The organism is Pandoraea commovens, from assembly GCF_902459615.1.
Lineage (GTDB): Bacteria > Pseudomonadota > Gammaproteobacteria > Burkholderiales > Burkholderiaceae > Pandoraea > Pandoraea commovens.
In genome coordinates this window covers 349,673-373,760 of record NZ_CABPSA010000002.1, presented here as the reverse complement: position 1 = coordinate 373,760, position 24,088 = coordinate 349,673, and the positions used below count along the sequence as shown (strand labels likewise).

Below are 24,088 nucleotides of genomic sequence, written 5' to 3'. Positions count from 1 at the left end.
GGACCGATCAATGCCGGCTTCCACCCCCGGTCACATAAATATTGCTTGAGTGTCAGGCAGGTTATCCACCAAAATTGCTCAGAACAATTTAATTTTTATCCGGGAAACATTAACGTTTCTGAAGTATCTGGGCGGACGACCATGCGAAATCTCGATATCGATCTGCTGCGGACTTTCGTCGCAATTGCGCAGCATGAAACGTTTGCGGCGGCGGCCACGCGCGTGGGTCGTACACAATCGGCCATCACGCAGCAGATGCAGCGGCTTGAGCAGGAAATGGGTTGCCCGCTGTTCGAAAAGCAGGGGCGGCAGAAGACGATGACGACGGACGGCGTGCGTCTCGTCGCGTATGCCAACAAGATTCTCGCGCTCAACGATCAGGCGGTGCAGGTCATGCAAACGCGTGGACCGGCGGAGAAGTTGCGCATCGGCTCGCCGCACGATGTGGCGGAGTCGATTCTGCCGAGCATGCTGCGACGGCTGTCGAAACTCTCGGCGGAATTGCAGCTGGAGATCATCGTCGGACGCAGCCCGCATCTGATGGACGCGCTGCGCGACAACGAACTCGATCTCGCGATCTCGACGCGCTACGACGAAGGCTTTCCCGGCATCAAGTTGCGCACCTCGCCGATGGTGTGGATCTGCGCCGACGACTTCATCTTCAACTCGTCGGCCCCCGTGCCGCTCGTGATGGCGGACGAGCTGAGTCTGTTCCGACGTCTGTCCATCGAACGGCTGAATGCGGCGGGCATTGCGTGGCGCACGAGCTTCATCTCACCGACGCTCACCGGCATCAAGGCTGCGATCAGCGCAGGCCTTGGCGTGACAGCGCGCACCACCGAATTGCTCGACGCCAACATGCGCGTGCTCTCGGAGGCCGACGGGCTGCCGCGTCTGCCCGACGTCGCGTTCTATCTTTACGTACAACCGACGTGCACCAGTCAGGTCTTGCGCGAATTGTTCGAGTCGACGGAACACATTGCGACGCGCTTCGGGCCGCCGTTTTTGATCGGCGAGTGATGCAAGCGCGATGCGGGGCCGACGACGCTCGGCCGGTCAATCGCCGTTAGCGTGTTTGAGCAGGCTGTCGCGCATTTTCGCGATGGTCTTTTGCGTGCGGTCGAATTCCTCGGGATCGAGACCGGTCGCCGCAATCAGATCGCGCTGTGCACCCTTCTTGCGCAGTTGCTTCCCTTCTTCGGTCAGGCTGACGATGACCTGCCGCTCGTCGGCGGGATCGCGCCGACGACGCAGATAGCCGAGTTCTTCGAGCTTCTTCAGGATAGGCGTGAGTGTGTTCGACTCCAGGAACAGCTTCTCGCCCAACCGTTTGACGGAAACATTGTCTTCCTCCCACAGCGCCACGATCGCAATCCATTGCGTATAGGTCACACCCAGCTCGTCAAGAATGGACTTGTAGGCACGCCCATAGGCCAGATTGGCCGAGTACACCGCGAAACACATGAAGTCGCTGAGGTTTGGCAACGCGGTCTCGGTGGGCTTCGATTTGCTCATGATGTTCAGTTCTCGTGGGTTCGTTCGATTTCGTCACAATATACATCGCATCCGATTTAATCGGAAGGTGTTGACTTTTGATTTCGCCTATCGCATTATTCATCGCATCCGATCAAATCGGATGCGAATAAAATAAGATTCGCAGGCAATCTCAACCCAAATCGAAAGGAAAACATCATGGCTAGCAAGATCCTCTACACCGGCAAAACCCACACCACCGGCGGCCGCGACGGTTCGGCCCGCAGTTCCGACGGCAAGCTCGACGTCCAACTGTCGTCGCCCGGATCGAGCGGTCCCGGCACGAACCCTGAGCAACTTTTCGCTGCGGGCTGGTCCGCCTGCTTCATTGGCGCGATGGGGCTCGCCGCTGGCAAGTTGAAGATTCAACTGCCGGTCGGCACGGCCGTCGACGCCGAAGTCGATCTCGCCAATGAAGACGGCGCGTACTTCCTGAAGGCACGCCTGAACGTCAGCCTGCCGGGACTTGAGCGCGACGTCGCCCTGTCGCTCATCGACGCTGCGCACCAGACGTGCCCGTACTCGAAGGCCACGCGCAACAACATCGACGTCGAACTCAATCTCGTCTGACGCCTCTTCCCCCCGAGACACAGAAAATGCATTCAGCAAAACTCCCCCGTCGCGCCGGTCCTGCGCGTTCGATGCGTGCGCTGGCGGTAACGGCTGCGCTCGCGTCCATCGGCCTCTCCATGCCCGCATGGGCGAATGCGGCGCAGCCGATTGAAGTGACGCAGACAACGCCTGCGGCAGGCGCGTCGACACAAGCCATCGACACGTCGATCCGTCCTTTCCAGTTCCATGCGTCGGCGCAATCGTTGAAGGACTTGCGCCAGCGCATCGCCGCCACCAAATGGCCGAGCCGCGAACTGGTGAACGACGGCACGCAGGGCGTGCAGTTGGAGACGATGAAGAAGCTGGCGCAGTACTGGGCGAACGACTACGACTGGCGTCGCGTGGAATCGAAGCTGAATGCGTTGCCGCAGTTCGTGACGAACATCGATGGCGTGGACATCCATTTCATCCACGTGCGCTCAAAGAACAAGAACGCATTACCCATCATCGTGACGCACGGGTGGCCGGGGTCGGTCATCGAGCAACTGAAGCTGATCGATCCGCTCACGAATCCGACGGCACACGGCGGCAGCGCCGACGACGCGTTCGACGTCGTGATTCCTTCGCTGCCGGGCTATGGCTTCTCGGGCAAACCCAACGAACTGGGCTGGGACCCGGCGCACATTGCCCGAGCATGGGCGGAGTTGATGCACAGGCTTGGGTATCAGCATTACGTCGCGCAGGGTGGCGACTGGGGCGATGCCGTGACCGAGCAGATGGCCGTGCAAGCGCCGGCGGGACTCCTGGCGATTCACACGAACATGCCCGGTGCCGTGCCCGACGAGATCCAGCGCTCGCTCGACGCCCACAAACCGGCACCGGCCAATCTGTCGGCGGATGAAAAGCGCGCCTACGAGCAACTCGATTTCTTCTACTCGCATGGCCTCGCCTATGCGCAGGAGATGACGGCACGTCCGCAGACGTTGTACGGCATCGAGGATTCGCCCGTCGGTCTGGCGGCATGGATGCTGGACCACGATGCGCGCAGCTACGAACTCATTGCACGCGTATTCGACGGTAAGCAGGAAGGTCTGACGCGCGACGACGTACTCGACAACATCACGCTGTACTGGCTCACGAATACGGCGGTATCGTCAGCGCGGCTGTACTGGGAGAACAAGTTTGCGTTCTTCGCGCCGAAGGGCATCAAGATCCCGGTCGCCGTCAGCGCCTTCCCGGACGAGCTGTATCAAGCGCCGGAGAGCTGGGCGAAAAAGGCATTCCCTAACCTGATCTATTACAACCGTCCGGCCAAGGGTGGGCACTTCGCTGCGTGGGAGCAACCGGACGCGCTGACTCATGATCTTCGTCTGGCGTTCAGGCAGGTGCGCTGATCGCGCTGCGTTGTGTGTTTTGAGTATCGCGAGAAGTAGGACGTGAGAAGCGAGAAGGGCGGAGGGCGGAGGGCGGAGAAGCTTCCGCCCTTTGTCCATTCCGCCAGGGAGTACTCAGCCCTTGGGCAGCGTGCCCGGACGCAGGTACGCGAGCGCATGCGCCACGTACTCGCCCTTGCCGAGTTCCACGCCGTGCTGACGCAGGATGCTGTAGGCCGTATTGGTGTGGAAGTAGAACTGCGCGAGCGCCCAGTCGCGCGCGTATTGCTCGCCGGTCATGTCGAACACTACGCCGTTGGGCAACTCAAGCGCGATATCGATGTATTCACCGGCGTCGAGCGCGTTGCCCGGCAGCGCTTCGAGGAATGTGATGGCGGTGGCAAGGCGCGCCTTGGCTTCGGCGAAGGTGCCGGGACGCTGGGCGCTGTTCCAGCCCTCGCGTTGAATCTCCTTCGTCGCTTCCGGAATGGGTTCGCCACGCAGACGATGCACCGGCTCCATAGACAGGTAGCTCGCGAAGCGCGCCTGCGCGGCGAGCGGGTACATGTCCGGTGCGAGACGCAGCGTCATCAGCGCATCGGCGTCCTTGCCTTGCGCTTGCTCGTGCGCGGCCGCCTTGTCGAGCCACGCGGACTGGCCACGCAGCATGTGCAGGAATGTAGGGATGAGAAGTTCAGTCAGCGTCATGCGGTCCCTCCGGTGGACTTTTCTGAATATGTGCGGCAAACCGCACCGCCGGGGCAGCATATCGCGAACACGCACGTTTCGCAGTACAGGACATCGAAAAAACTGCTCGACCTTCGCACTACGTCGTGGCGATCAGCAACTCCTCGGCGTTCGCCGGGGGATGCAGGCCGTCGGTACGGTTGGCGAAGTACCGCGCTGTGAGTGTGGTGGCAGACACGTGTTGCGCGTCGGCAAAGCCGTTCTCCCGAGCGAACGCCATCATGTCGTCCGGCGTGAAGAAGCTGATGAACGGCGTGCCGCTCGCGCGCGCACCTTTCTCGGCCATCTCCAACCCGGGACGCACCTCCGGATCCGCCATTTCCAGCGGTAACAGAAACGTCATCGCCAGCGTCGATCCGTCGCCCGCGAACGACGCCACCTCGCGCAACGTCGCCCCGTTGGCTTCACGCGTCAGATACATGCTCACACCCGTCGAAACGATCACGGCGGGCTGGCTCGCGTCGAAGCCATGCTGCAACAACGCGTCGCGCCACGACTCTCCCGCCTCGAAATCCACGGGGACGAAATGCAGCCAGTCCTGCACGCCGTAGCCCAAAGCCACGAGACGGTCGTGTTTCCAGCGCTGCGGTCCCGGTTTGTCGACTTCGAAAATCGAGAGCGATCCGGCGAGTTCGGGATGACGTTGCGCGAAACTGTCCAGCCCCGCGCCGAGAATGACGTACTGCCGCACACCGCGCTTCATTTCGGCGATGACGAGGTCTTCGATGTACCGTGCACGCGCGACGATGGACGCGCGAAACGGCCGTGTGAACGCCGGATGCATGTCGCCGCGCTCGCGCCAGTCGTCCGGGGGCGCGAGCAGACGCAGGCCGACGTCATCGGCGAGCACAGGTGGCTCGGCGTCGACTTCGAGATGCAACGCGCGCCACAGCGCCACACGTGCGGCGGTGCTTTCGGGGGCGATGTCTTTCGGATCGGTCATGAGAACAGCCTCGCGGGATCGGAGCGAATTCCCGGATTCTTGCACGAGGTGCGCAAGTTTGTCTGGCCGTCGCGCTCAGCGCGCCACTGGTGCGCTCACGACTCGCGATAGTGCTCGGCCATGAAGCCGATGAACGCGCGCACCTTCGGATTGACGTGGCGTGTTTGCGGATAAAGCGCGTAATAGTGGCTGCGACCGAGCGTGCATTGCGGCAGCACGCGCACGAGCGTGCCGCGCGCGAGTTCGGCGCGCACCGTGCGCTCGGTGAATGCCGCGATGCCCGTCCCTGCGAGCGCTGCGGCGAAGAGCGCGGTGATGGCGTCGGTGGCGAATGCGTCAGAGAGCGATACACGATGTATCTGCGCGTCCGGCGCGGTGATCGTCCAGGCGTCGGGCGAATTGGCCCTTGCAAAGCGCAGACACTGATGCGACGCCAAGGCTTCCGGCGTGCGCGGTAGTCCCGCTTGCGCGAGATAACCGGGAGACGCGACGAGCACCGTCTCCGATGCCGTCAGTAATTTTGCCTGAAGGCTGCTGTCGGCCAACGGCGTGCCGCTGATCCGCAGCGCGACGTCAAACCCTTCTGCGAGCAGATCCACGTACTGATCGCTGCATGACAGCATCAGCTCGATATCCGGATAGCGCAGACGAAACGCAGGCAACCATGAGGGAAGTTCGAGCGTGCCGATGGCCAGCGGCACCGTCACGCGCAACGGGCCGCTGGGCTGTTCGCGCTCGTCGGTCATGGCGTGCGTCATGGCGTCCACGCGCGCGATGATATCGATGCAATGCCGGTGATACCTTTCACCGGCGGGCGTGAGCGAAAACTGACGCGTGCTGCGATTGACCAGCGCCACACCCAGCGCACTTTCCGTCTGCTTCAACTGACGCGACACACTCGAATGCGACATGCCCAGCATCTCACCCGCCGCCGAGAAGCTGCGTGCTTCGACGAGTGCGTGAAAGATGCGCATTGCCAGCAATTGATCCATGTCGTCGAGCCGTCGAGCCGCTGAAGCAAGGGATTGGCGCTGGGACCGGGTTTAGCGCACCGGCAGCTTAAGGATCTGCCCGGTCGTCATAACGTCGCCAAAGGTATCTTCGATCTCCGCGAGGGCCGCGCGATGCAGTGCGTCGCTCTTCACACGAGTGCCGTCGGCACGCACGATGTCACGGGTTGCCGTTGCGTCCGATGCTACCACGACGCGATAGCCCAGCGGGGCCGCGTCACGTGCCGCACCTGCGACGCACGCATGCGTCATCAGGCCGGTGATCAGCAGCGTATCGACACCGAGCTTCTTGAGCTGCGCATCGATATCCGTACTCGCGAAGACGCTGACGGACGTCTTTTGCAATACGATGTCGCGAGCGCGCGGCGCAGCGCCCGGCGCGAAGCCCACCGTCTTGCCATCCTTGGCGAAGACAGCGGCGCCAGCAGGGGCGACGTGCTGAATCTGGATGACAGGCATACCGGTGCGATCCGCCAGCGCTAGCAACTTCTGCGTATTGGCAAGCGCCGACGCGCGGTCCCGAATCGGCATGCGGCCGGTGAAGTATTCGTTCTGGAAGTCGATCACGAGCACTGCCGTGCGCTTCGGATCGAGATGATCGACGGGCGTCGCGCCGAGCATGGCGCGGATCGTCGGTGCGGGCGATTTTTTCGATTCGCCCGCAGTGGCGACGGAAGCCGCCATCGAGAGCGACAGTCCGATCGTCGCGAGTTTCAGGGCTTTGAGCAGGGGCTGCATCATGATGAGAGTCCTCCATCGGTGTTTGAGAGGAGCTCAGTGTAGATACGCGCCCTTCGTCGAACCAGAGGGCGCCGCGCACAGCATTTGTGCGTTGACTGCACGAATCGAATGCGGTGGATACGCCGACTCCACTGTGCTGACGCCAAGCGAGCCGACGAACGCTGCGTGCGTTTTAGTTCGACCGCACCATGTTGCGCTGCTGCATGTACGACCTAAGGTTCTCATCCGTTACTTCTGCAAATTTCCGCTTCGTGACCGTGTTGGCCATGAGCCCCCGAAGGTCCACCGAAGCCGCCATCGCCTTCAACTTCTTGAGGGTGTCGTTATTCAACGGCTGCATTGTCCAGTTGACCGTCAACTGCATCGCATCCGCTCTGTCCTGCCACGACATATTGTTGAAGGAAGAATGCATCTGAAACGCGGTACCGCTGCCGTTCATCCCCCTATTACAAATTGACATAAGCTCTCTTTCGGCCCATTTCACTCTTTCCGAGGGGTTATACGGAATGACAAACTCCTCACCAACCTCCTCCGGCGCCGTTTCTTTCTCGTCGAGACCTAACTGCATCCTGGCAAACTCGAAGTCTCTGTTGGACACCGGGAAATTCCCCAACAACCATTCCTTCGCCGCATTCTCGCCGACAATATCTACAATGGTTCCTCGATGGTCTGCGGACAGGATTCTTGCGAAATCTTGTAGGCATAAGAGCTTTTCATAACCGTCCGCCCACTCACTGAAACCAAGGAGAACGTCTATTCCGGCGGCGCGTTTCTCATCGTCGCTCTTGCCGTATAACAAACTTCCTAGGTTAAATCTAATTTCCCTTAAATATCGATCTCTATTGCGACTCCAATTACTATAATCTCTGACCCTTTCCTGCACAGAATCCTTGAAACTCTCCTGCAAACCCATCTGCCCATTCGATCTCAATCTATCATTAATTTCTTCTGATATTTCATCGAACTCCGACCTGGCTTTTTCACAATAACTTGCGATTATTCCAAGCGATTTTCTATCTCCAGATGCAGCAAACATACTTGAAAGATCATTTTTGAAGAATTCGCATAGCAGTTTGACACCGGCCGATTGAGTCTCTTCGTCCATGTGGGCCAGCTTCAGAACGACCTCCCTCAGAACAAGATTCGCGTCTCGTCCGTCGCCAACAATCTTGTCAATTCTTTGCCTCAGTTCGTCAGCAAAATCGGTTCGCTTTCTTTGATCTTCGGGAATATCCGGGTTCAGACTTGGAATTTCCTTCCAACCCACCAATATCCCGTGGGGTAGAAAAACGTAACCGGTAGCTTTTCCAAGACATTTGATTGCTTCGGAAGCATCCGCTCCGTTAAGCGCGAGAATTTCCGGTAACTCCTGAAGATCCGACTGGGGGATTTCCTTGATTTTATCCGGAATAATTTCGCAATATTTCATCAGAGCGTTAAGACGTTGATGCCTCCTAATTTCAATGATATCGGTAAGCAGACCAAATACAAATTTGCGCAATGAATCTTCGTCGACGCCCCGCATCGTTCTGAAGCACTCATCCAGAGAACGTTTTAAGTCTCGCGCCAGAATTTCCCTCATCTCCGGCCGGTCTTCATAACGAAGGGAATAATCGAGTTCGTAAAAAATTTCTCGACGCATCGGCCACTGTGAATCGGATCCTGTGATGGCGGAAAATTCCATCAACCGACTCAATCGACTCTCCCCGCGATCGCATGATTTGCGCAACAGTTCATGATAGTCACCTGCAGGGAAGCCTCGAAACAGCGCTGGACTGCTGCGCATCAGCTCCAATCCGTCTCGCACTTCATTTTTGTCTGCCGCATTTCCACTTAACTTTAGAGCCCTCTGAAAATCGGCCTTGAGGCCTTCGTACTCACTGCTTGATTTGTCGTACATCCAGTAGCGGGAAACCAGTTCCGGCGATTCGCCCTTCGCCACATCCGGCGGCGCTGGGGCGGCGAGCGTCAGATCCGAGGGGACTGTCTGTGCCGTGGCGGAGTGGCCATCGGCACGCTCGTTGACGATTTCGGCCGCCAACAATGTCTTGTTGGGGCCCAAATCAGATGAAATCGATTCCATGATCTATCTCCTTCGGTGAATGGAGATTTCATAGTGGTTCCGATTGGTCTACGCTCTTTGGGTTGCCGACATGGGCCTGTCGGATTCATCTTGCGGCGAATCCACGTTGGGGCCTTCGCCTTGATGATTGCCGATACTTCGCCCAATCCCGATTGCGCTTCTCGATGCGTTCGCCTGTCGATCGCTTCAAGCTGCGCAAATCAAACGTTCAGCAGCAGGTGCGACGCGCCCCGATAGATGACGTACACACCGACCAACACGATCACCGCGCCCGAGAAGTACGGTGCTTTGCGCGCGAACTCGCCAAACCCGCTCCAGCGGCGCGACACATGGCGCACGCTCAGCGCTGCCAGCGCGCCGGACGCCACCATCGTCATCGCCAGTCCGATGCTGAAGCACAGTACCAATCCCGCACCCAGTGCGAAGCGCTTGAGTTGCAGGCACAGCAGCAGCACGGTGATCGACGCAGGACAGGGCACGAGCCCCCCCGTCAGACCGAACATGACGATCTGGCCTGTCGTGACTTCGCGTCCGGCGAAGCGCTTCTCGATGTCGCGGGCGTGTGCACGCTCGTGGGCGTCCTGATAGCCGTCGCCGATGGCTGTCAGCACCTGCGGGTGAGCATGCCGATGGTCGTGGTCGTGGTCGTGGTCGTGGTCGTGGTCATGGTCGGCATGATGATGCGCGTGCGCACGATGACCGTCGCGCCATGTGCGCCACAGCATCCATCCCGCAACCATGAGAATCAGAACGCCCGAGACCACTTCGAAGTACGGCTCGGACGCTTCGGGGTTCCAGTTGCGCCCGAAATACATGCCCGCCATGGCGACGAGCCAGACCACCGCCGTATGTGACACCGTTGCCGAAAGACCGAGCAACACCGCCTGTCCGACGGTGCCGCGAATCGCAACGATGAACGCCGCCATCATCGTCTTGGAATGGCCAGGCTCCAAACCGTGTAACGCGCCGAGCAATATCGCGCTCGGAATGAACAGCCAGGCACTGCCTTGCTGGAGAAGGGTTGGGAAATCAGCCATTTCAGGAAACTCGGTAGGGTTGTGCGATGTCTCGCAATATACCCCCCACCAGTATATTTGTGTTAGGATTTTTTCATTCGATTTTCATTGGACAGGGGCGCGACAAGCCGTGCATACGATTCGGGACAAGAACAAGCTATTGGCACGGGTGCGTCGCATTCAAGGGCAGACGCAGGCGTTGGAGCGGCAGTTGAGCGAAGAGGGCGACTGCGTCGAAATCCTTCAGCAGATCGCTGCAATTCGCGGTGCGATCAACGGGCTGATGGGCGCTGTCATCGAGGGACATCTCGTCGATCACGTCATCAACGAACCGGATCAGGCGCAGCGCGAAGCCGAACTGGCCCCCTTACTTCACGTCATCAAGGCTTATCTGAAATGAGCGAAGTCATGCACCACGCGTCACTGCTTCGCTTCGAAGGGCTCACCCAACGTTTCGACGGTTTCACGCTTTTCGAGAGCCTGCGTTTCGATGCTGGCCCCGGTTGCTTCGCATTGCGCGATGAAGGCGGCGGTGGCAAGACCACGCTGCTCGGCATGCTCGCAGGCACAGTGGATACGGGCTGTGGCAAGGTGTGGATCGATGGGCATTCGATGCAGAGCGCGCCGCACGTTGCCAAGGCCGCGCTCGCCGTGGTGCCGTTCGATTGCATGACGGAACCCATGCAAACCGGACGTGGCTTCCTTGAGCAACGTGCGGCACAACGTCAGGTGACGGTGAGCGAAGGCGTCCTTGATCTCGCCGAGCGCTTCAGCCTGATGCCGCACATGGAGAAGCGCTTCGAGCAGATGTCGACGGGCACGCGTCGCAAGTTCTATCTGACGGCGATATTGTTCGGTACACCGCGAGTGATCCTGGCAGACGAACCTACCGGTGGCCTCGACGGCCCTTCACGCGCGGTGCTGATCGATTTGTTTTCTATGCTCGGCAAAGATCACTGCGTTCTGTTCTCGACACACGACGATGAACTGGCCGAGGGATGTCGGGCGACGACCCTCGCATTTCCCGCAGCATTCGCGCGATAGGTCACAGGACCCCGGCATACCTCTCGCGACTTACGGCTTCAGCTCTCTTTGACGGCATCCAGAAAGAGTTGAACGGTCTTGCGCTCGCTCTCCGGAAATTTGCCGAGCCATTCCGGTCCGTCGAAGTCGGCGAGAACTTCCAAAATCAAGGCGTCAAACCACGATTTTTCCAACAGCTCATCAAACGCGTCCAGAACCATCTCCAGCCCTCTGCTACGGTCGTGCTCCGGGAGTTTGTCGATGTTCCACAACAGTTCCGCCATGACCGCTTTGGCCGTTGCGTTCATGTTCTGCGATGAAATGATCTCAACCCCAATGGCGCCCTTAAGCTCGCTGATCTGCGACTCGGTGCTCTCCTGCTCCGGCCTTTCGGACACTTCTGTCCATACGTCATAGATCTTCGAAAAATCGACATCCCGAAGGATCGGCGGCTCCCGTAGAGACGATGCGTACGGTTGCAGCTTCGCATCCGACGATGCCTGCCTCGCCCGGGCAAGGTCTCCGGCAACGCCCGTTCGTGTGAACGACGGCCCCTGCGCGGCATCCGGCTCGCAGGGGGGCTGAATCGGCGAAAGGCCCGAACTTGTGACGTTTTCCATGATTCAACTCCTGAGAGATTGGGAGCCCCGGTTGCATGGGAGCTCCACCAGCTTCACGTCGCGCCAGTGTCGCGACCTGTGACGTACACCAATCGCCGCGAGAACGGCGCCATGCGTATGGCGCCGTCTTGCGAGAACTACGGTGCGCGAATGATGCCGTCAGCTGTTCTCAACACTGTCCATAAAGAGCTGAACGGTCCTGCGCGCGCTCTCCGGAAATTTTTCAAGCCATTCCGGTCCGTCGAAACTAGCGATGACTTGCGGCAGTACGTCGTCAAACCAGGCTTTCGACATCAGTTGCTCAAAGGATTCCAGGACCGTCTCCAGCCCCCTGCCTCGGAGGTTCTCGGGGAGTTCGTCGATGCGCCACAACAGTTCCCTCATCAGCGATTTGGCCGATGCCTTCATGTCTTGTGACGAAGCTAGCTCAGCGCCAATGGCGGCCTTGAGCTCGGCGACTTGCGACTCGAGGCTCCCCTTCGTCGGTCGATCGGACACCTGCTTCCATACGTCGAGGATTTTCGAAAAATCTACGTTCTGAAGCGGCAACGGATCCCCTATGTACGTTGAGCCCGGTCGCAGCGCCGCATCTGACGAGGCCTGCTTCGCCCCGACAAGATTTCCGGCAACACCGGCCCCCTCGGAAGATGATCTCTGCACGTCCTCTGGCGGGGAATGGGGCTGAATCGGCGAGAGGCCTGAATTGATGGCGTTTTCCATGATTCGATTCCTAAGTGATTGGGAGTTCCAGTAAGTGACGGCGAAAACGCCGCACTTTCGGTTACAGCCGCGGGGCTTTTCGATTCTTCGCCCACGCGCTCCGACTTACTTCACGACCATCCCAGCCGCGTCGACGACGGCTTTCGCTAACGCAAACTGCTGGGTGCCGCTCAGCTCGTTGTACGTGGATTGCGGCACGGTATTGCTCAGGTATTCGCACAAGCCACTATCGGCGGCAAGCTCGGCCAACGCGGCCACCCAGGCATTCGTATTGTCGTCAAAGCCTTCGAACGTCCAATTGACAATGGCCTCGAAAACTTGCCGCTTTCCGTCATCGCTCAGACCCCGGACCGAAGCGGGGTCCGACCTGACGTCCTTTCCGTAATAGCGCTCTCGAATTGCCTTCTTCACGTCCTCTTTCGCCAGTTCGATTGCCTCATTCGAGTCTTTGGCATCACTGACTTCGTCACCTTCGTTCGCTTTCTTCTCGTCCTGCAGCACGCTTCCTGCGCCATTGCCCTCCTGGCCCAGGAGTATCCTGAAGGAGAGTTCTCTACTTCCTAGCCGATCCACCGGTATTACGACAACGACATCCGTATCTCCGGGCAATATCTTCATCGACTCATTCACTCCGTGGCCTGCCCGACGCAGGTCGGCTCCTATTTGCGAAATCGACGTGCCAACCTTGTTTGGGTCGGCATCCTGGGGGACAAGTGGTGCAGCGTAGGCGGCTGAATTCACGGAAATCTGTTGCATGATTTGACTCCTTGGCGATAGATCGGGATTGGGCGCATGACAAGGTTTGCCGACGTAACCACGTGGCGAACCAGGAATAGACTTGAAATTATTTGATTCGCATACCGAACGTATTGATCACGGATTTCACCAATTGGTTTTCCGCTAGCTCGTCCAGCTTGTCATACGTGTGCTGTGAAACGGTGTTGGCGAAGTGGCCAACGAGCCCCTCTTCCGCAGCGAGGTCAAGAATCACTGCAAACCATTTTGGCGTTAGTTCACTGGAGTTCGAAAGCACCCAATCAACGGTGGACGCGAAAACCGCTCGCTTCCCATTTTCAGTCAACGTGATAAACGATTCCGGCACCTCGGTCGTCTCGGCACTTTCACTATCGATGTGTCCATATCGCCGATGAATCACCTTCTGCATCTCTGTCTTTGCAGTTTCAATGTCGACGTACGAATCTTCTATGTGGCCGCTATCCTGACCTTCTTTCGTCTCATCGATCGCCTTCCCCGACTCGTCTGTGCCAGTCGGGTTCGGATCCATCTTCATCGACACAGCAAGGTGGCGAATCCCGACTGAGTGCGTCGTCACCAATAGCTGGATGTCTCCAGTTCCGCAGGGCGGGCACAGAATCGAGTGACACTGCCCGTGACACACAAAACACAGATCACGGGCCATCGTTGGATGTTCCTGTGGACTGGCCTCCGACTTGACGGGCTGGGACGACACTTGCGCGGCATAAGCCGCCGTATTCGCATTCGCGCTTTCAACCATTGGCATGACTCAACTCCTCGTACAGATGGGAGTTTCAGATTGGCACCAATAGCGCGGCGCACTTTCGCTTTATGCCCCGTGCCTTTGGCAACCTGAAGCCGTAGGGAGTCGCTTGTGACATTGGCGCGTTAGCGGTCTGGGGAAACCCTTGGATATTGCGAACGCGCTTAGGCATTGCGAATTCAACGCCCGACGCACCTATGCCATCATCCGTCTATCGCTTCAATCCACGGGAGACGGTCATGAATGGCAAATGGTTTTCGAAGTTTTCGAGCTACCTATCCACACTGACCGGGCGTCCGGCCTCGTTTGTCCTGGCGGTCGCACTGGTGCTGATCTGGGCGGTGACCGGACCGCTGTTCGGCTACAGCGACACGTGGCAATTGGTCATCAACACCTCGACCACCATCGTCACCTTTCTGATGGTCTTCCTCATTCAGAACACCCAGAACCGCGATACGGCGGCCATGCACATCAAACTCGACGAGCTGATCCGTGCAATGGAAGGCGCACACAACGCCCTGCTCGATCTCGAAGAACTCGACGAAAAGGAACTGACCCGCTTCCGCAAGCGCTACGAAGCGCTTGCGAACGACGCGCGCCTTGCGTTGCGAAAGGGCACCCCCGATACCGATTCGCCATTCATCGATGAAGGCGATCACGAGGACGGTGACACAAACGCAAAGTCATCTACGTTTCAACGACCGAAATGAGAAATAGAAAGCTACCGGTAGAAAGCACCGTTGAAGGGCATCGGACCCGCCGTTGAAGCGCAGCACACGGGCGTTGATTCCTGCTCACTAAAGTTATTGCGCCACCCAGCCGTAAGCCCAGAGAGCAAGGACGTAATGGAATCACTGTTTCGCTGCTCGGGTGCCCCCAAATCGCCTGAGCGGCCGCCCCCAATCAACGGCTCGCACGCGGGCCTACCGATGAAAGCCCATGAAAGTCACTTCGTTGCGAACCCGGATTCTGCTCATCACCTGTCTGACGGTCGTGGGCGCGCTGATCCTCTCAGGCGTCACGACCTACGTGATCGTGCGCGACAGCATGATGTCCAGCATCGAGCACACGCTCTCGGCCGTGGCTAACGGCAACGCGGGCACCGTCGAGCGCTGGGCGGCCGACAAGGCGCAGGCGGTCGTCGCCACGTCGCAAGTGGTGGAAAAGGGTGACCCCACCGGCCTCGTGAAGCTCATGGGCAAGACCAACGACTTCCCGATCACCAGCATCGGCTGGTCGGACAAAACGTTCTTCTCCACCGCGCCCACCCCGGCGGACTACGATCCGACCGCGCGCCCCTGGTACAAGAGCGCGGTCGCAGCCGGTAAGCTGACCGTCACCAAGCCGTACGGCGATTCGTCGACGGGCATTCCTTACGTGGCCTTCACTGCGCCGCTCGTGCGCGACGGTCAGACGACCGGTGCGATCAGCGGTGCGGTTGCGCTTACCGGCGTGCAGGACATCATCAAGGCCGTTCACCCCACGCCGTCGAGCCTCGCGCTGGTCGTCGCCAGCGACGGTCAGGTGATCGCTCACCCGGACAGCAAGTACTCGCTCAAGCCGTCGACCGACGTCTCCGCCACGCTCACCGCCGACTCGCTGCCCGGCATGGCCGCCGACGGCGCGGCGCCGGTATCGATGGACCTGTCCGGCGCGGTCAAGCTGCTCAAGGCCAAGCGCATTCCCGGCACCGACTGGTATCTGGTGGTCGCGCTCGACCGCGCGGAAGCCACGTCGGGTCTCACGCACGTGCTCACGGCTACCATCGTCACGCTGGTGGTGCTCACGCTCGTCGCCCTGCTCATCGCCTCGATCTTCACGTCGCGCGCCTTCAAGCGCCTGTCGATCGTGCGCGATGCGATGGACACCATCGGCTCGGGCGACGGCGACATGACCCAACGTCTGGACGTCACCGGTCATGACGAAGTCGCGCAGATCTCGAAGTCGTTCAACGCCTTCGTTGATAAGATCAGCACGGTCATGCTCGATGTGCGCACCGGCGTATCGTCGATGACGTCGGCCACGAGCGAGATCGAAATGGGCAACCGCGATCTGTCGCAGCGCACCGAAGCATCGGCCGGATCGTTGCAGGAGACGTCGTCCGCGCTCACCGAACTGACGTCGAGCGTCAAGCAGACGGCCGACACCGCCGAGCATGCGACGCGACTGGCCAACGACGCGAGCGCCGCCGCCGCACGCGGAGGCCAGGTCGTCACCGACGCCGTGGGCACGATGGCCGCCATTACGCAGTCGTCGGAGCGCATTACGGAAATCATCAGCGTGATCGACGGCATTGCCTTCCAGACGAACATCCTGGCGCTCAACGCCGCCGTGGAAGCGGCACGCGCGGGCGAGCAGGGCCGCGGCTTTGCCGTGGTCGCGGGCGAAGTGCGTACGCTGGCACAACGCAGCGCCGCCGCCGCACAGGAAATCAAGGGCCTGATCGAGACGTCGGTTCAGAACGTGAAGAGCGGCACGGAACGCGTGCAGGCGGCCGGCACCACGATGCATGAGATCGTCGACGGCATCACGCGCGTCCAGCGTCTGGTGAGCGAGATTCACGGCGCGATGACCGAGCAAAGCGCGGGCATCAGCCAGATCGACCGGTCGGTGTCGGAGATGGATCAGGCGACGCAGCAGAACGCCGCGCTGGTGGAAGAGTCGGCGGCCGCATCAGCCATGCTCAGCGAGCAGGCGCGCATGCTGGCGGAGACGGTGGCCCGCTTCCGTCTGCGCGAAGGACACGCCATGGATTCGCACGGCTTCGGCGGCATCCACACACCGGCGCTGACGGTTGTCAGCGGGTCGCAACGGCTGGCGGCCTGAGATATACCGCACGTATATCTCCCCAGGCGGTGTGTCGGTAGTGAGCGCGTCGCGCGCGCAAGACGGTTGCGCGGCGCGCGAAGCATTCACAAAATCCAATTTTCCCGTTACAATCGCGCTCCCTTGCAGGACAAAGCCGACGTGGTGAAATTGGTAGACACGCTATCTTGAGGGGGTAGTGGCGAAAGCTGTGCGAGTTCGAGTCTCGCCGTCGGCACCAAGGTTTCAGAAGGCAGAAGATCGAAAGGTCTTCTGCCTTTTTCGTTTTCTGCGTCACGCTTCTTCGGTGCCAGTCACCGCAGCATGCCTGCCCGGCGCAGCAGCCGTTGCACCCGCGGCCAGTGCTCGCGCGAGAACGTCCCCAGGCCGACCCGGTGCCAGTGACGTTGCACCGCCGCACGCCCGTCGGGGCCATCCGTCAGAAAGCATTCGAGCGCGGCGGGGCGAAGGCGCATGTCGATCCTGCCGAACTTCTGCATCAGAAACCCGAACAGCGTGTAGCGGCCATGCTCGCCCGGAATACGCATTTGCCATCGGGCAACGAACGCGCGCCAGGCTGACGTGCCGCTCCCGTGCTGCACGGCGCAGATCCATTGCGTGATGATGTCGTTGTACGCATCGTCGCCCAGTCCCAGAAAATCGGTCTGGAATCGAAACGCCGTGTCGGTGTCAGGCGGCACGGTCGGAAATGGCAGTGACCACGACGGTCCGGGGACATTGAACGCACCTTCGAGATCGCACGCCACATCTGGCGTCAGACTCCCGCGGCACAACTCCTCCGCATCGGAGGGCAGGACAAGACTGAGGTCGAGGATCGGCGACGGCATCATGGGCGGAACTCCGCAGCAATAGTCGGCCCACGATGCCACGCGTGGGCCAACGCACTTTGCGGATCCGTCACCGGATTTCGCGAATCCGGCGGAAGCTGGGAATCTGCCCGTCAAAACGCGCGGGAAAGGTCTCAGTCGAACTTGCGACCGCGCGTCTCCGGCATCTTGAGATAGACGACGAGCGAGATCGCCGCGCAGATCGTCACGTACCAATAGAAATACGACTCGTGACCGCTCGCCTTGAAGCGCAGCGCCACGAACTCCGTCGTGCCGCCGAGAATCGCTGTCGTCAGCGCGTACGGGAAGCCCACGGCAAGGGCACGAATGCGCGGCGGGAACAGTTCGGTTTTCGCCAGCATGTGCACCGATGTAAAGCCCGAGAGCATCACCAGTCCGGCGAACGACAGTGCAAACGCCACCAGCGGGTCTTTCGTGTGGGCGAGCGCCGTGAAGAGCGGCACGGAGAAGAGCGTGGTGCTCACGCCGAAGATCATCAGCACCTTGCGACGGCCGATCACGTCCGACAGCAGCCCGAACAGCGGTTGCAGCGGCATGTACAGCAGCAGGGCGAGCGTGGAGACGAACGTCGACGTCTCTTTCGTGAGGCCGACCGAGTTCACCAGGAACTTCTGCATGTAGACGGTGAACGTGTAGAACGCGACCGTGCCGCCGATGGTGATACCGATGGCAAGCAGAATCTGACGCCAGTGTGCGAACACCTCGCGTGCAATCGACGTCTCGCGCTTCTTCGCGCTGTCGACGAACGCCTCGCTCTCCGTCACGTTGCGACGCATGTACAACGCGAACAGCGCCAGCACGCCGCCCAGCACGAACGGAATACGCCATCCCCAGTGTTCGATCTGCTCGGCCGTCAGCAACCAGCGCTGCATCACCAGCATGAGCCCCAGTGCGACGAGTTGCCCCGCCACCACGCTCACTTGCAGGAAGCCGAGGAAGAAGCCCTTGCGGTTCTCCGGCGCGACTTCGCTCAGATACGTCGCGCTGGTGCCGTACTCGCCGCCCATCGACAGACCTTGCAGCAGGCGTGCCGCGATCAGCACGATAGGCGCGAAGATGCCGATAGTCGCGTAACCGGGCGTGAGCGCGATCATCATCGAGCCGACGCTCATCGCCAGCACCGAGCCCGTGAGGGCCGCCTTGCGGCCGCGACGGTCGGCGTACAGGCCGATGAGCCAGCTACCCAACGGACGCGCCACATAACCGACCGCCGCAATGGCTGCCGTGTTCATCAGCTGGACGGTCGGGTTGTCGCCGGGGAAAAAGGCCTTCGCGAAATAGATCGAGAAGATGCTGTAGGCGAGAAAGTCGTACCACTCGATCAGGTTGCCCGCAAGGCCGCCGACGATGGAGCCTATCTTGACGGGGGCGCGAGTGGTGGCGGTGGAAGCGTTGCGGGAATGCGGTTGACGTGCGGTGAGGGAATCCGAGGGGGGCGTCACAATCTGTCTCCGATACTTTTTGTTTGATGCCGTCTTGCAGTGATGCGGAATTGCGGCATTGCGGTGCGGCTTGGGATAGAACCGGCGACGCACCCGAATCGATGCGTCACCTACTTGCGAATGTCGAAAGCGGTACCGGTCAGTCGGCGGCGTACTTTTTGTCGAGGGCGTCGTAGAACGGCTTGTTCACCAGACGCTGACGCTCCGCAAACGGCACCACGAGCGACGGGTCTTCGTCCAGACGCCCGCTGTCGCGCAGCGTGCCGAGCGCTTTCTGCATTCCGAGCACGGCGCTTTGCAGCGCGGCGTTCGCGTACAGCACGATGCCGTAGCCCAGTTCGGCCAGACGCGGCTGCGATTGCGTCGGCGTCTTTCCGCCGATGACGATGTTGATCAGTTGCGGACGGTCGAACAGGGCGGGCAGACGTTCGATGTCGGCCAGCGTCTCCGTCGCTTCGATGAAGAGGATGTCGGCACCGGCTTCGATGAAACGACGGCCGCGCTCGATAGCCGCTTCGATCCCTTCGACGGCAGCTGCATCGGTGCGCGCGATGATTTGCAGGTTGCCGTCTTCGCGAGCATCGACGGCGGCGTGGAGCTTGCCCACCATCTCGTCGGCAGAGATCACGGCCTTACCGTTGAAATGGCCGCACTTCTTGGGCAGCACCTGATCTTCGAACTGGATGGCATCCGCACCGCTGCGCTCCAGCACGCGCACCGTGTGACGCACGTTCAGCGCGTTGCCGAAGCCGGTGTCGGCGTCGACGATGATCGGCAGCGACACGGCATCGCGCACGCGCGCCGTGTGTTCGGCCATCTCGGACAGTCCGACGAATGCCAGATCGGGCAGACCGAGCGACATGTTGGTGACGCCCGCGCCGGTCAGATAAAGCGCCTCGAAACCGGCGTCTTCGATGACGCGTGCCGAAAGGGCATTGAAAGCGCCGGGCACAAGCAGACCCTGTCGGGCCTCGACCTTACGGCGGAATTCGGCGCGGCGTTGTGCAGTCGCAGTAGTCATGATGACGGTCTCCGTGTGAGTTATCGGTAAATGGAGATACCGTTCGCAATCTGCGTGCCAGGCGCGGCATCACTTGAGAATGCCGAAAATTCCGTCGTCGAATCAGCGACTTGCGCTAGGAAGTCCGTTTTCTGCGGATGTGGCAAAATCGGCGAACAAAATTTGGAACGTTTCATGAAACACTTTTTGAAACGTTCCATCGAGCCGTCAGAGCAGTCCGGAGACAACGTCATGCCCCCCAGCCATTCCGGTGCGGTGCCGCCACACCACGTCGCGCCCGCGCCACTCGATCCTCGATCCCGTCGCCCGGGCATCGCGCTCGTGAGCATCAGCCGCTTGCAGACGCTTTGCGAAACGGTCGCCCCGCGTTACACCGACCGCGCGCGCTTCTACTCCGTACGTGAAGGCTATGGCGCGGCGGTCACGGCGTTGCAGTCGTATGTGGAGTCGGGGGCGGTCGACGTGGTGCTCGCCGCCGGGTCGAACGGCGCGTATCTGCGCGAGAACCTCGCCGTGCCGGTCGTGACGGTCAAGGTCAACGGCTTCGACGTGCTCAGCGCCATCACGCGTGCGACGACGACCTGGCCCGACCAGCCGCTCGGTCTCGTGCTGCACGAGACCGTCTCACGCGAACTGGACGACCTCGGGCAGTTGCTCAGGATCCAGATCCGTCAGCGCGCGTACCGCTCCGTCGACGAGGTGCAGGACGCCGTCGACACGCTGGCGGCGCAGGGCTGCAAGGTCATCATCGGCCCCGGCATGGCGTGCGATTTCGCGCAGGAGGCCGGGCTTGAACACGTCTTCCTCTACTCGCTCGGCGCGGTGGAAGAAGCCTTCGAGCGCTCGGTGGAACTCGCCCGCGTGAGTCGCGAGAAAGAATCGAAACGCATGCGTCTGAACACCATCGTGGCGCATATGCGCGACGGCGTCGCGGCGTTCGACGACAACGGTCAGCTCGAAGCGGTGAATCCGGCGATGTTCACGCTGCTGGGGGTCGACGCCGAGCGGGTCGCCACGCACGGCGCGCGCCAGTTCGAACTCACGCGCAAGCTTGGACCGTTGCTCCGCGAGTTGTCGGACGATGGCGTTGCCGTCGAGGAGCGGCTGGCGCATATCGACGGGCGCGCGTTAATCACGAGTTGCGTGCCGATCTACGAGCACGGCATGCGCTCGGGGGCAGTGGTCACCGTGCAGGACGCACAGATGGCGCAGCGCATCGACCGGTCGCTTCGCACGACGCAGCGTCCGAAGCATCTCGTGGCGAAGCACGAGCTTGTCGAACTGGTCGGCGACTCGCCGCAGATCGAGAAGGTGCGACGTCTCGCCCGCGCGGGGGCCGCGCACGACGCGACGGTACTGCTGACGGGCGAGAGCGGCACAGGGAAAGAGCTGGTGGCGCAGGGGATTCACAACGCGAGCGCAAGACGCGGCAATCCGTTCGTCGCCTTCAACTGTGCGGCGTTACCGGAGGGACTGATCGAGAGCGAGTTGTTCGGGCACGATGAGGGGGCGTTCACGGGGGCGCGCCGCGGTGGTAAGGCCGGGCTGTTCGAGATCGCGCACACGGGGACCATCTTTCTCGACGAGATCGGCGAGATGCCAGCGGCGATGCAAAGCCGACTGCTGCGCGTATTGCAGGAGCGCGAGGTAATGCGGCTGGGCTCGGGGCGTCCGGTGCCGGTAGACGTGCGCGTGATCGCCGCCACGCATCGAGATCTCAACGCGCTGGTCGCCGAGGGACGCTTCCGTGCCGATCTCTACTTCCGTCTGAATCTTCTGCAAGTGACGTTGCCTGCACTGAGGGAGCGTCGCGACGACATTCGTCTGCTCGCGCAGACATTGCTTGCGCGAAGCGCTGCGCATTACGGATTGGACGCGCGAGCGTCGAAGCCCATTCTCGACGTGCTCGCACCGCTGTTCGATCGCTATGACTGGCCGGGCAACGTGCGCGAACTGGAAAATCTGCTGGCGCGTGCGGCCATCTACCTCGATACCGACGTCGCGCGTCACGCACAGACGCTTCACGAGGTGTTTCCGGAGTTGGCGCGACTCGGTGCGCAGAAGCGCAGGGGCGATGACCCGTCGCTGGCATCCTCATCGGCGGACGCTGGCCCACGTGAAGCCGTCTCGCGCGAAGCCGCCCTTGCCGCCTTGCAAGCCGCCAGCGGCAATCGCGCCGCCGCCGCCCGCGCGCTGGGGATCGGCCGCACGACGCTCTGGCGATTGATGAAATCCAGCGAATGAGCTTGGCACGCAAGAACGATCAAATCAGCGCATTAGCGTTGCCCTATAGTCACGCCGACACGTTCTCGGAATTACCATGCATCCGGTTGCCAAAGCGCTCTGGTTTATCGAAGTCCGGTTGGGTGACGCGCTGACGCTCGATCACATCGCCGACGCGAGCGAGATGACTCGCTTCTCGCTCTCGCGCCTGTTCTCCGTCACGACGGGATGGCCGGTGATGCGATATGTGCGCGCCCGTCGTCTGACGCGTGCGGCGTACGCGCTGGCCGACGGTGCACCGGACATTCTCGGCGTAGCGCTCGATGCCGGTTATGGCTCTCACGAGGCGTTCACACGCGCGTTCTCCGACGCTTTCGGCATCACGCCCGAGCGGTTGCGCGCGCGTCGTCACCTTGATGGTTTGAGACTCGTGGAGGCCCTTCGCATGAAAGAGATTGAGTTCGTCGCCTTGCCCGCGCCGCGCTTCGAGACACCCGTGCCCATGTTGATTGCAGGCATGAGCGACCGTTTTACGTTCGCGACCAACGAGGGCATTCCCGCGCTTTGGCAAGCCTTCGGCCCTCATATCGGTCACGTGCCGGATCAGGTGAACGATGTGACGTACGGGGTGTGCTGCAACCCCGATGGCGACGGTGGATTCGAATATATCGCTGGGGTGGAAGTGACGCGTCGCGATCGTTTGCCCGCGTCGTTCCGCTGTGTGGAGATTCCGTCGGTACGCTTCGCCGTGTTCGAACACAAGGGGCACATCTCGACGATTCACAAGACCGTCTACACGATCTGGCACCAGTGGCTGCCGCAGTCGGGACTACAAGCCGCCGACGCGCCCGACTTCGAGCGCTACAGCGCCGATTTCGACCCCGTCACCGGCACGGGAACGCTGGAGATCTGGATACCGGTGCAGGGGTGATGTGGGGGCGAATCGACGTCAGAGCTTCATCGCGTAGGTCGCGATGAATGTCGGCATGAACCGGTCGATGACAAAGCGTGGATTCGGTTGCTCGTCTTCCAGAAAGCCCTTCAATACAAACCCCGCTTCGAGTTGTCCGGCGATCTGCTCGCTGAGGCTATGACCGAAGACGAGCGCGTCGCCAGCGGATTGCTTCGCGGCGAGTTCGTCGGGCGTCAGATCGCGGACGTCCGAATACGGCACTTTGAAGCGCGGGCGAATGATGCCCTGCTTCGCGTCCTCGGGATTTCGGTCAGCGACAAAGACCACCGGATTAAAGAAGCTGCTGAGCAGTCGACCGCCCGGGCGAAGCACGCGAAAGCATTCGTGCCAGACAGGGCGAATATCCGGCACGTATTGATTCGATATCGGATGGAAGACGATGTCGAATGAAGCGTCTTCAAACATCGAAAGGTCACGCATGTCGCCTTGCAGCGTCGTGAGCGTCAGGCCGTCGCGTTGCGCGACCATGTCGTCCTGGGCGAGTTGCGCTGACGAGATGTCCATCACGGTGACGTCTGCACCGGCAGCGCTAAGCACAGGCGCTTGCTGACCGCCGCCAGACGCTAGGCACAGAATGCGAAGTCCGCGAACGTTGTTCGGCAACCATCCGTCGGGCAGCAGCGACGGCGTGAGATGCACGCGCCAGTCGCCTTCGCGTGCAGCGGCGATAACGTGTTCACTGACCGGACGCGACCATTCGCATTGCTTCGCCGACTGGCGATCCCATGCAGTGCGGTTGTATTCTGCGACGTCGGGGAGGTGGGGGGATGATTCAGGCATGGTGTCTTCCAGTTGAAAGGACGGAAAACTGCCGTTGAAAGCGCGAAACGCAGACGATGCGCGAAGGCGACAGGACTGACAATGAGGGCGTCAGT

At 60.7% G+C, this 24,088-nt stretch carries 24 protein-coding genes and 1 tRNA gene; 10 read left to right on the top strand and 15 right to left on the bottom strand.

The window, feature by feature from the left end:
* Window positions 1-141 precede the first annotated feature (141 nt).
* Window positions 142-1,020: a LysR substrate-binding domain-containing protein gene (locus PCO31010_RS07880; RefSeq protein WP_039394366.1), complete on the top strand. Its 879-nt coding sequence runs from the start codon at window positions 142-144 to the stop codon at window positions 1,018-1,020.
* 36 nt (window positions 1,021-1,056) lie between these two features.
* Here the strand turns inward: PCO31010_RS07880 and PCO31010_RS07875 are convergent, their stop codons facing one another.
* The gene (locus tag PCO31010_RS07875; protein WP_150663770.1) at window positions 1,057-1,515 is read right to left on the bottom strand and encodes a MarR family winged helix-turn-helix transcriptional regulator; all 459 of its coding nucleotides are present in this window, start codon (window positions 1,513-1,515) and stop codon (window positions 1,057-1,059) included.
* 177 nt (window positions 1,516-1,692) lie between these two features.
* On the opposite strand from PCO31010_RS07875, the gene PCO31010_RS07870 reads away from it, so the two are divergent.
* Complete coding sequence (locus PCO31010_RS07870; RefSeq protein ID WP_150663769.1) at window positions 1,693-2,103, top strand: organic hydroperoxide resistance protein; 411 nt, start codon at window positions 1,693-1,695, stop codon at window positions 2,101-2,103.
* A 26-nt stretch (window positions 2,104-2,129) separates the two neighbouring features.
* Entirely contained in the window at window positions 2,130-3,479 is a 1,350-nt protein-coding gene (locus tag PCO31010_RS07865; RefSeq protein ID WP_150663768.1) for an epoxide hydrolase family protein, read from the top strand.
* A 114-nt stretch (window positions 3,480-3,593) separates the two neighbouring features.
* On the opposite strand, the gene PCO31010_RS07860 is transcribed toward PCO31010_RS07865, so the two are convergent.
* The 6 genes from PCO31010_RS07860 to PCO31010_RS07835 all read right to left on the bottom strand — a co-directional run bounded on the left by PCO31010_RS07860 (window position 3,594) and on the right by PCO31010_RS07835 (window position 10,019).
* Window positions 3,594-4,166 (bottom strand): DUF1993 domain-containing protein, encoded by a 573-nt coding sequence (locus PCO31010_RS07860; protein ID WP_150663767.1) that lies wholly within the window; start codon window positions 4,164-4,166, stop codon window positions 3,594-3,596.
* A 118-nt stretch (window positions 4,167-4,284) separates the two neighbouring features.
* A complete protein-coding gene (locus tag PCO31010_RS07855) occupies window positions 4,285-5,148 on the bottom strand; it encodes a class I SAM-dependent methyltransferase (RefSeq protein ID WP_150663766.1) in 864 nt (287 codons plus the stop codon).
* Window positions 5,149-5,243: 95 nt separating this feature from the next.
* The gene (locus PCO31010_RS07850; RefSeq protein WP_150663765.1) at window positions 5,244-6,140 is read right to left on the bottom strand and encodes a LysR family transcriptional regulator; all 897 of its coding nucleotides are present in this window, start codon (window positions 6,138-6,140) and stop codon (window positions 5,244-5,246) included.
* A 51-nt stretch (window positions 6,141-6,191) separates the two neighbouring features.
* Entirely contained in the window at window positions 6,192-6,842 is a 651-nt protein-coding gene (locus PCO31010_RS07845; RefSeq protein ID WP_150664180.1) for a cysteine hydrolase family protein, read from the bottom strand.
* A 229-nt stretch (window positions 6,843-7,071) separates the two neighbouring features.
* Window positions 7,072-8,982, bottom strand: a complete 1,911-nt coding sequence (locus tag PCO31010_RS07840) for a hypothetical protein (RefSeq protein WP_150663764.1) — start codon at window positions 8,980-8,982, stop codon at window positions 7,072-7,074.
* Window positions 8,983-9,182: 200 nt separating this feature from the next.
* Entirely contained in the window at window positions 9,183-10,019 is an 837-nt protein-coding gene (locus PCO31010_RS07835) for a nickel/cobalt efflux protein RcnA (RefSeq protein ID WP_150663763.1), read from the bottom strand.
* 109 nt (window positions 10,020-10,128) lie between these two features.
* Between PCO31010_RS07835 and PCO31010_RS26935 the strand changes: the two genes are divergently transcribed.
* Together PCO31010_RS26935 and PCO31010_RS07825 are read left to right on the top strand one after the other, a co-directional pair.
* Window positions 10,129-10,398, top strand: a complete 270-nt coding sequence (locus tag PCO31010_RS26935; protein ID WP_246184500.1) for a metal/formaldehyde-sensitive transcriptional repressor — start codon at window positions 10,129-10,131, stop codon at window positions 10,396-10,398.
* Window positions 10,395-11,042 carry an ATP-binding cassette domain-containing protein gene (locus PCO31010_RS07825; RefSeq protein ID WP_343039120.1) on the top strand — a complete coding sequence of 216 codons (648 nt, stop codon included), beginning with the start codon at window positions 10,395-10,397 and terminating at the stop codon, window positions 11,040-11,042. The genes PCO31010_RS26935 and PCO31010_RS07825 overlap by 4 nt, the downstream gene beginning before the upstream one ends.
* 38 nt (window positions 11,043-11,080) lie before the next feature.
* Here the strand turns inward: PCO31010_RS07825 and PCO31010_RS07820 are convergent, their stop codons facing one another.
* The 4 genes from PCO31010_RS07820 to PCO31010_RS07805 form a co-directional block, all read right to left on the bottom strand.
* Window positions 11,081-11,641, bottom strand: coding sequence for a hypothetical protein (locus PCO31010_RS07820; protein ID WP_150663761.1), 561 nt, complete (start codon window positions 11,639-11,641; stop codon window positions 11,081-11,083).
* A 159-nt stretch (window positions 11,642-11,800) separates the two neighbouring features.
* Window positions 11,801-12,361 carry a hypothetical protein gene (locus PCO31010_RS07815; RefSeq protein WP_150663760.1) on the bottom strand — a complete coding sequence of 187 codons (561 nt, stop codon included), beginning with the start codon at window positions 12,359-12,361 and terminating at the stop codon, window positions 11,801-11,803.
* Window positions 12,362-12,466: 105 nt separating this feature from the next.
* Window positions 12,467-13,117, bottom strand: coding sequence for a hypothetical protein (locus tag PCO31010_RS07810; RefSeq protein ID WP_150663759.1), 651 nt, complete (start codon window positions 13,115-13,117; stop codon window positions 12,467-12,469).
* 88 nt (window positions 13,118-13,205) lie between these two features.
* The gene (locus PCO31010_RS07805; protein ID WP_150663758.1) at window positions 13,206-13,883 is read right to left on the bottom strand and encodes a hypothetical protein; all 678 of its coding nucleotides are present in this window, start codon (window positions 13,881-13,883) and stop codon (window positions 13,206-13,208) included.
* Window positions 13,884-14,119: 236 nt separating this feature from the next.
* Here PCO31010_RS07805 and PCO31010_RS07800 point away from each other — a divergent pair, with 236 nt between their 5' ends.
* The 3 genes from PCO31010_RS07800 to PCO31010_RS07790 all read left to right on the top strand — a co-directional run bounded on the left by PCO31010_RS07800 (window position 14,120) and on the right by PCO31010_RS07790 (window position 16,926).
* Entirely contained in the window at window positions 14,120-14,590 is a 471-nt protein-coding gene (locus PCO31010_RS07800) for a low affinity iron permease family protein (RefSeq protein WP_150663757.1), read from the top strand.
* 229 nt (window positions 14,591-14,819) lie between these two features.
* Entirely contained in the window at window positions 14,820-16,706 is a 1,887-nt protein-coding gene (locus tag PCO31010_RS07795; RefSeq protein WP_150663756.1) for a methyl-accepting chemotaxis protein, read from the top strand.
* A 135-nt stretch (window positions 16,707-16,841) separates the two neighbouring features.
* Window positions 16,842-16,926 (top strand) — tRNA-Leu (locus tag PCO31010_RS07790).
* A gap of 73 nt (window positions 16,927-16,999) precedes the next feature.
* Here PCO31010_RS07790 and PCO31010_RS07785 read toward each other — a convergent pair.
* From PCO31010_RS07785 to PCO31010_RS07775, 3 genes are all read right to left on the bottom strand, one after another.
* Window positions 17,000-17,536, bottom strand: coding sequence for a hypothetical protein (locus tag PCO31010_RS07785; protein ID WP_150663755.1), 537 nt, complete (start codon window positions 17,534-17,536; stop codon window positions 17,000-17,002).
* Between the two features lie 131 nt (window positions 17,537-17,667).
* Complete coding sequence (locus PCO31010_RS07780) at window positions 17,668-18,996, bottom strand: MFS transporter (protein WP_150663754.1); 1,329 nt, start codon at window positions 18,994-18,996, stop codon at window positions 17,668-17,670.
* A gap of 139 nt (window positions 18,997-19,135) precedes the next feature.
* Window positions 19,136-20,017, bottom strand: coding sequence for an isocitrate lyase/PEP mutase family protein (locus PCO31010_RS07775; RefSeq protein WP_150663753.1), 882 nt, complete (start codon window positions 20,015-20,017; stop codon window positions 19,136-19,138).
* Between the two features lie 231 nt (window positions 20,018-20,248).
* On the opposite strand from PCO31010_RS07775, the gene prpR reads away from it, so the two are divergent.
* Together prpR and PCO31010_RS07765 are read left to right on the top strand one after the other, a co-directional pair.
* Window positions 20,249-22,261, top strand: a complete 2,013-nt coding sequence (gene prpR / locus PCO31010_RS07770) for a propionate catabolism operon regulatory protein PrpR (RefSeq protein ID WP_150663752.1) — start codon at window positions 20,249-20,251, stop codon at window positions 22,259-22,261.
* A 76-nt stretch (window positions 22,262-22,337) separates the two neighbouring features.
* Complete coding sequence (locus PCO31010_RS07765; RefSeq protein ID WP_150663751.1) at window positions 22,338-23,171, top strand: AraC family transcriptional regulator; 834 nt, start codon at window positions 22,338-22,340, stop codon at window positions 23,169-23,171.
* A gap of 18 nt (window positions 23,172-23,189) precedes the next feature.
* Here the strand turns inward: PCO31010_RS07765 and PCO31010_RS07760 are convergent, their stop codons facing one another.
* A complete protein-coding gene (locus PCO31010_RS07760; RefSeq protein ID WP_150663750.1) occupies window positions 23,190-23,993 on the bottom strand; it encodes a class I SAM-dependent methyltransferase in 804 nt (267 codons plus the stop codon).
* Window positions 23,994-24,088 lie beyond the last annotated feature (95 nt).

Bases quoted from the DNA above. Each gene is read 5' to 3' on its own strand.
- PCO31010_RS07845 (WP_150664180.1), bottom strand. From the start codon at position 6,842: ATGGCGGCTTCCGTCGCCACTGCGGGCGAATCGAAAAAATCGCCCGCA.
- PCO31010_RS07835 (WP_150663763.1), bottom strand. From the start codon at position 10,019: ATGGCTGATTTCCCAACCCTTCTCCAGCAAGGCAGTGCCTGGCTGTTC.
- PCO31010_RS07765 (WP_150663751.1), top strand. From the start codon at position 22,338: ATGCATCCGGTTGCCAAAGCGCTCTGGTTTATCGAAGTCCGGTTGGGT.
- PCO31010_RS07800 (WP_150663757.1), top strand. From the start codon at position 14,120: ATGAATGGCAAATGGTTTTCGAAGTTTTCGAGCTACCTATCCACACTG.
- PCO31010_RS07825 (WP_343039120.1), top strand. From the start codon at position 10,395: ATGAGCGAAGTCATGCACCACGCGTCACTGCTTCGCTTCGAAGGGCTC.
- PCO31010_RS07860 (WP_150663767.1), bottom strand. From the start codon at position 4,166: ATGACGCTGACTGAACTTCTCATCCCTACATTCCTGCACATGCTGCGT.
- PCO31010_RS07810 (WP_150663759.1), bottom strand. From the start codon at position 13,117: ATGCAACAGATTTCCGTGAATTCAGCCGCCTACGCTGCACCACTTGTC.
- PCO31010_RS07875 (WP_150663770.1), bottom strand. From the start codon at position 1,515: ATGAGCAAATCGAAGCCCACCGAGACCGCGTTGCCAAACCTCAGCGAC.
- PCO31010_RS07870 (WP_150663769.1), top strand. From the start codon at position 1,693: ATGGCTAGCAAGATCCTCTACACCGGCAAAACCCACACCACCGGCGGC.
- prpR (WP_150663752.1), top strand. From the start codon at position 20,249: ATGCCCCCCAGCCATTCCGGTGCGGTGCCGCCACACCACGTCGCGCCC.
- PCO31010_RS07785 (WP_150663755.1), bottom strand. From the start codon at position 17,536: ATGATGCCGTCGCCGATCCTCGACCTCAGTCTTGTCCTGCCCTCCGAT.
- PCO31010_RS07805 (WP_150663758.1), bottom strand. From the start codon at position 13,883: ATGCCAATGGTTGAAAGCGCGAATGCGAATACGGCGGCTTATGCCGCG.
- PCO31010_RS07815 (WP_150663760.1), bottom strand. From the start codon at position 12,361: ATGGAAAACGCCATCAATTCAGGCCTCTCGCCGATTCAGCCCCATTCC.
- PCO31010_RS07865 (WP_150663768.1), top strand. From the start codon at position 2,130: ATGCATTCAGCAAAACTCCCCCGTCGCGCCGGTCCTGCGCGTTCGATG.
- PCO31010_RS07850 (WP_150663765.1), bottom strand. From the start codon at position 6,140: ATGGATCAATTGCTGGCAATGCGCATCTTTCACGCACTCGTCGAAGCA.
- PCO31010_RS07855 (WP_150663766.1), bottom strand. From the start codon at position 5,148: ATGACCGATCCGAAAGACATCGCCCCCGAAAGCACCGCCGCACGTGTG.
- PCO31010_RS07760 (WP_150663750.1), bottom strand. From the start codon at position 23,993: ATGCCTGAATCATCCCCCCACCTCCCCGACGTCGCAGAATACAACCGC.
- PCO31010_RS07775 (WP_150663753.1), bottom strand. From the start codon at position 20,017: ATGACTACTGCGACTGCACAACGCCGCGCCGAATTCCGCCGTAAGGTC.
- PCO31010_RS07840 (WP_150663764.1), bottom strand. From the start codon at position 8,982: ATGGAATCGATTTCATCTGATTTGGGCCCCAACAAGACATTGTTGGCG.
- PCO31010_RS07820 (WP_150663761.1), bottom strand. From the start codon at position 11,641: ATGGAAAACGTCACAAGTTCGGGCCTTTCGCCGATTCAGCCCCCCTGC.
- PCO31010_RS07795 (WP_150663756.1), top strand. From the start codon at position 14,820: ATGAAAGTCACTTCGTTGCGAACCCGGATTCTGCTCATCACCTGTCTG.
- PCO31010_RS07880 (WP_039394366.1), top strand. From the start codon at position 142: ATGCGAAATCTCGATATCGATCTGCTGCGGACTTTCGTCGCAATTGCG.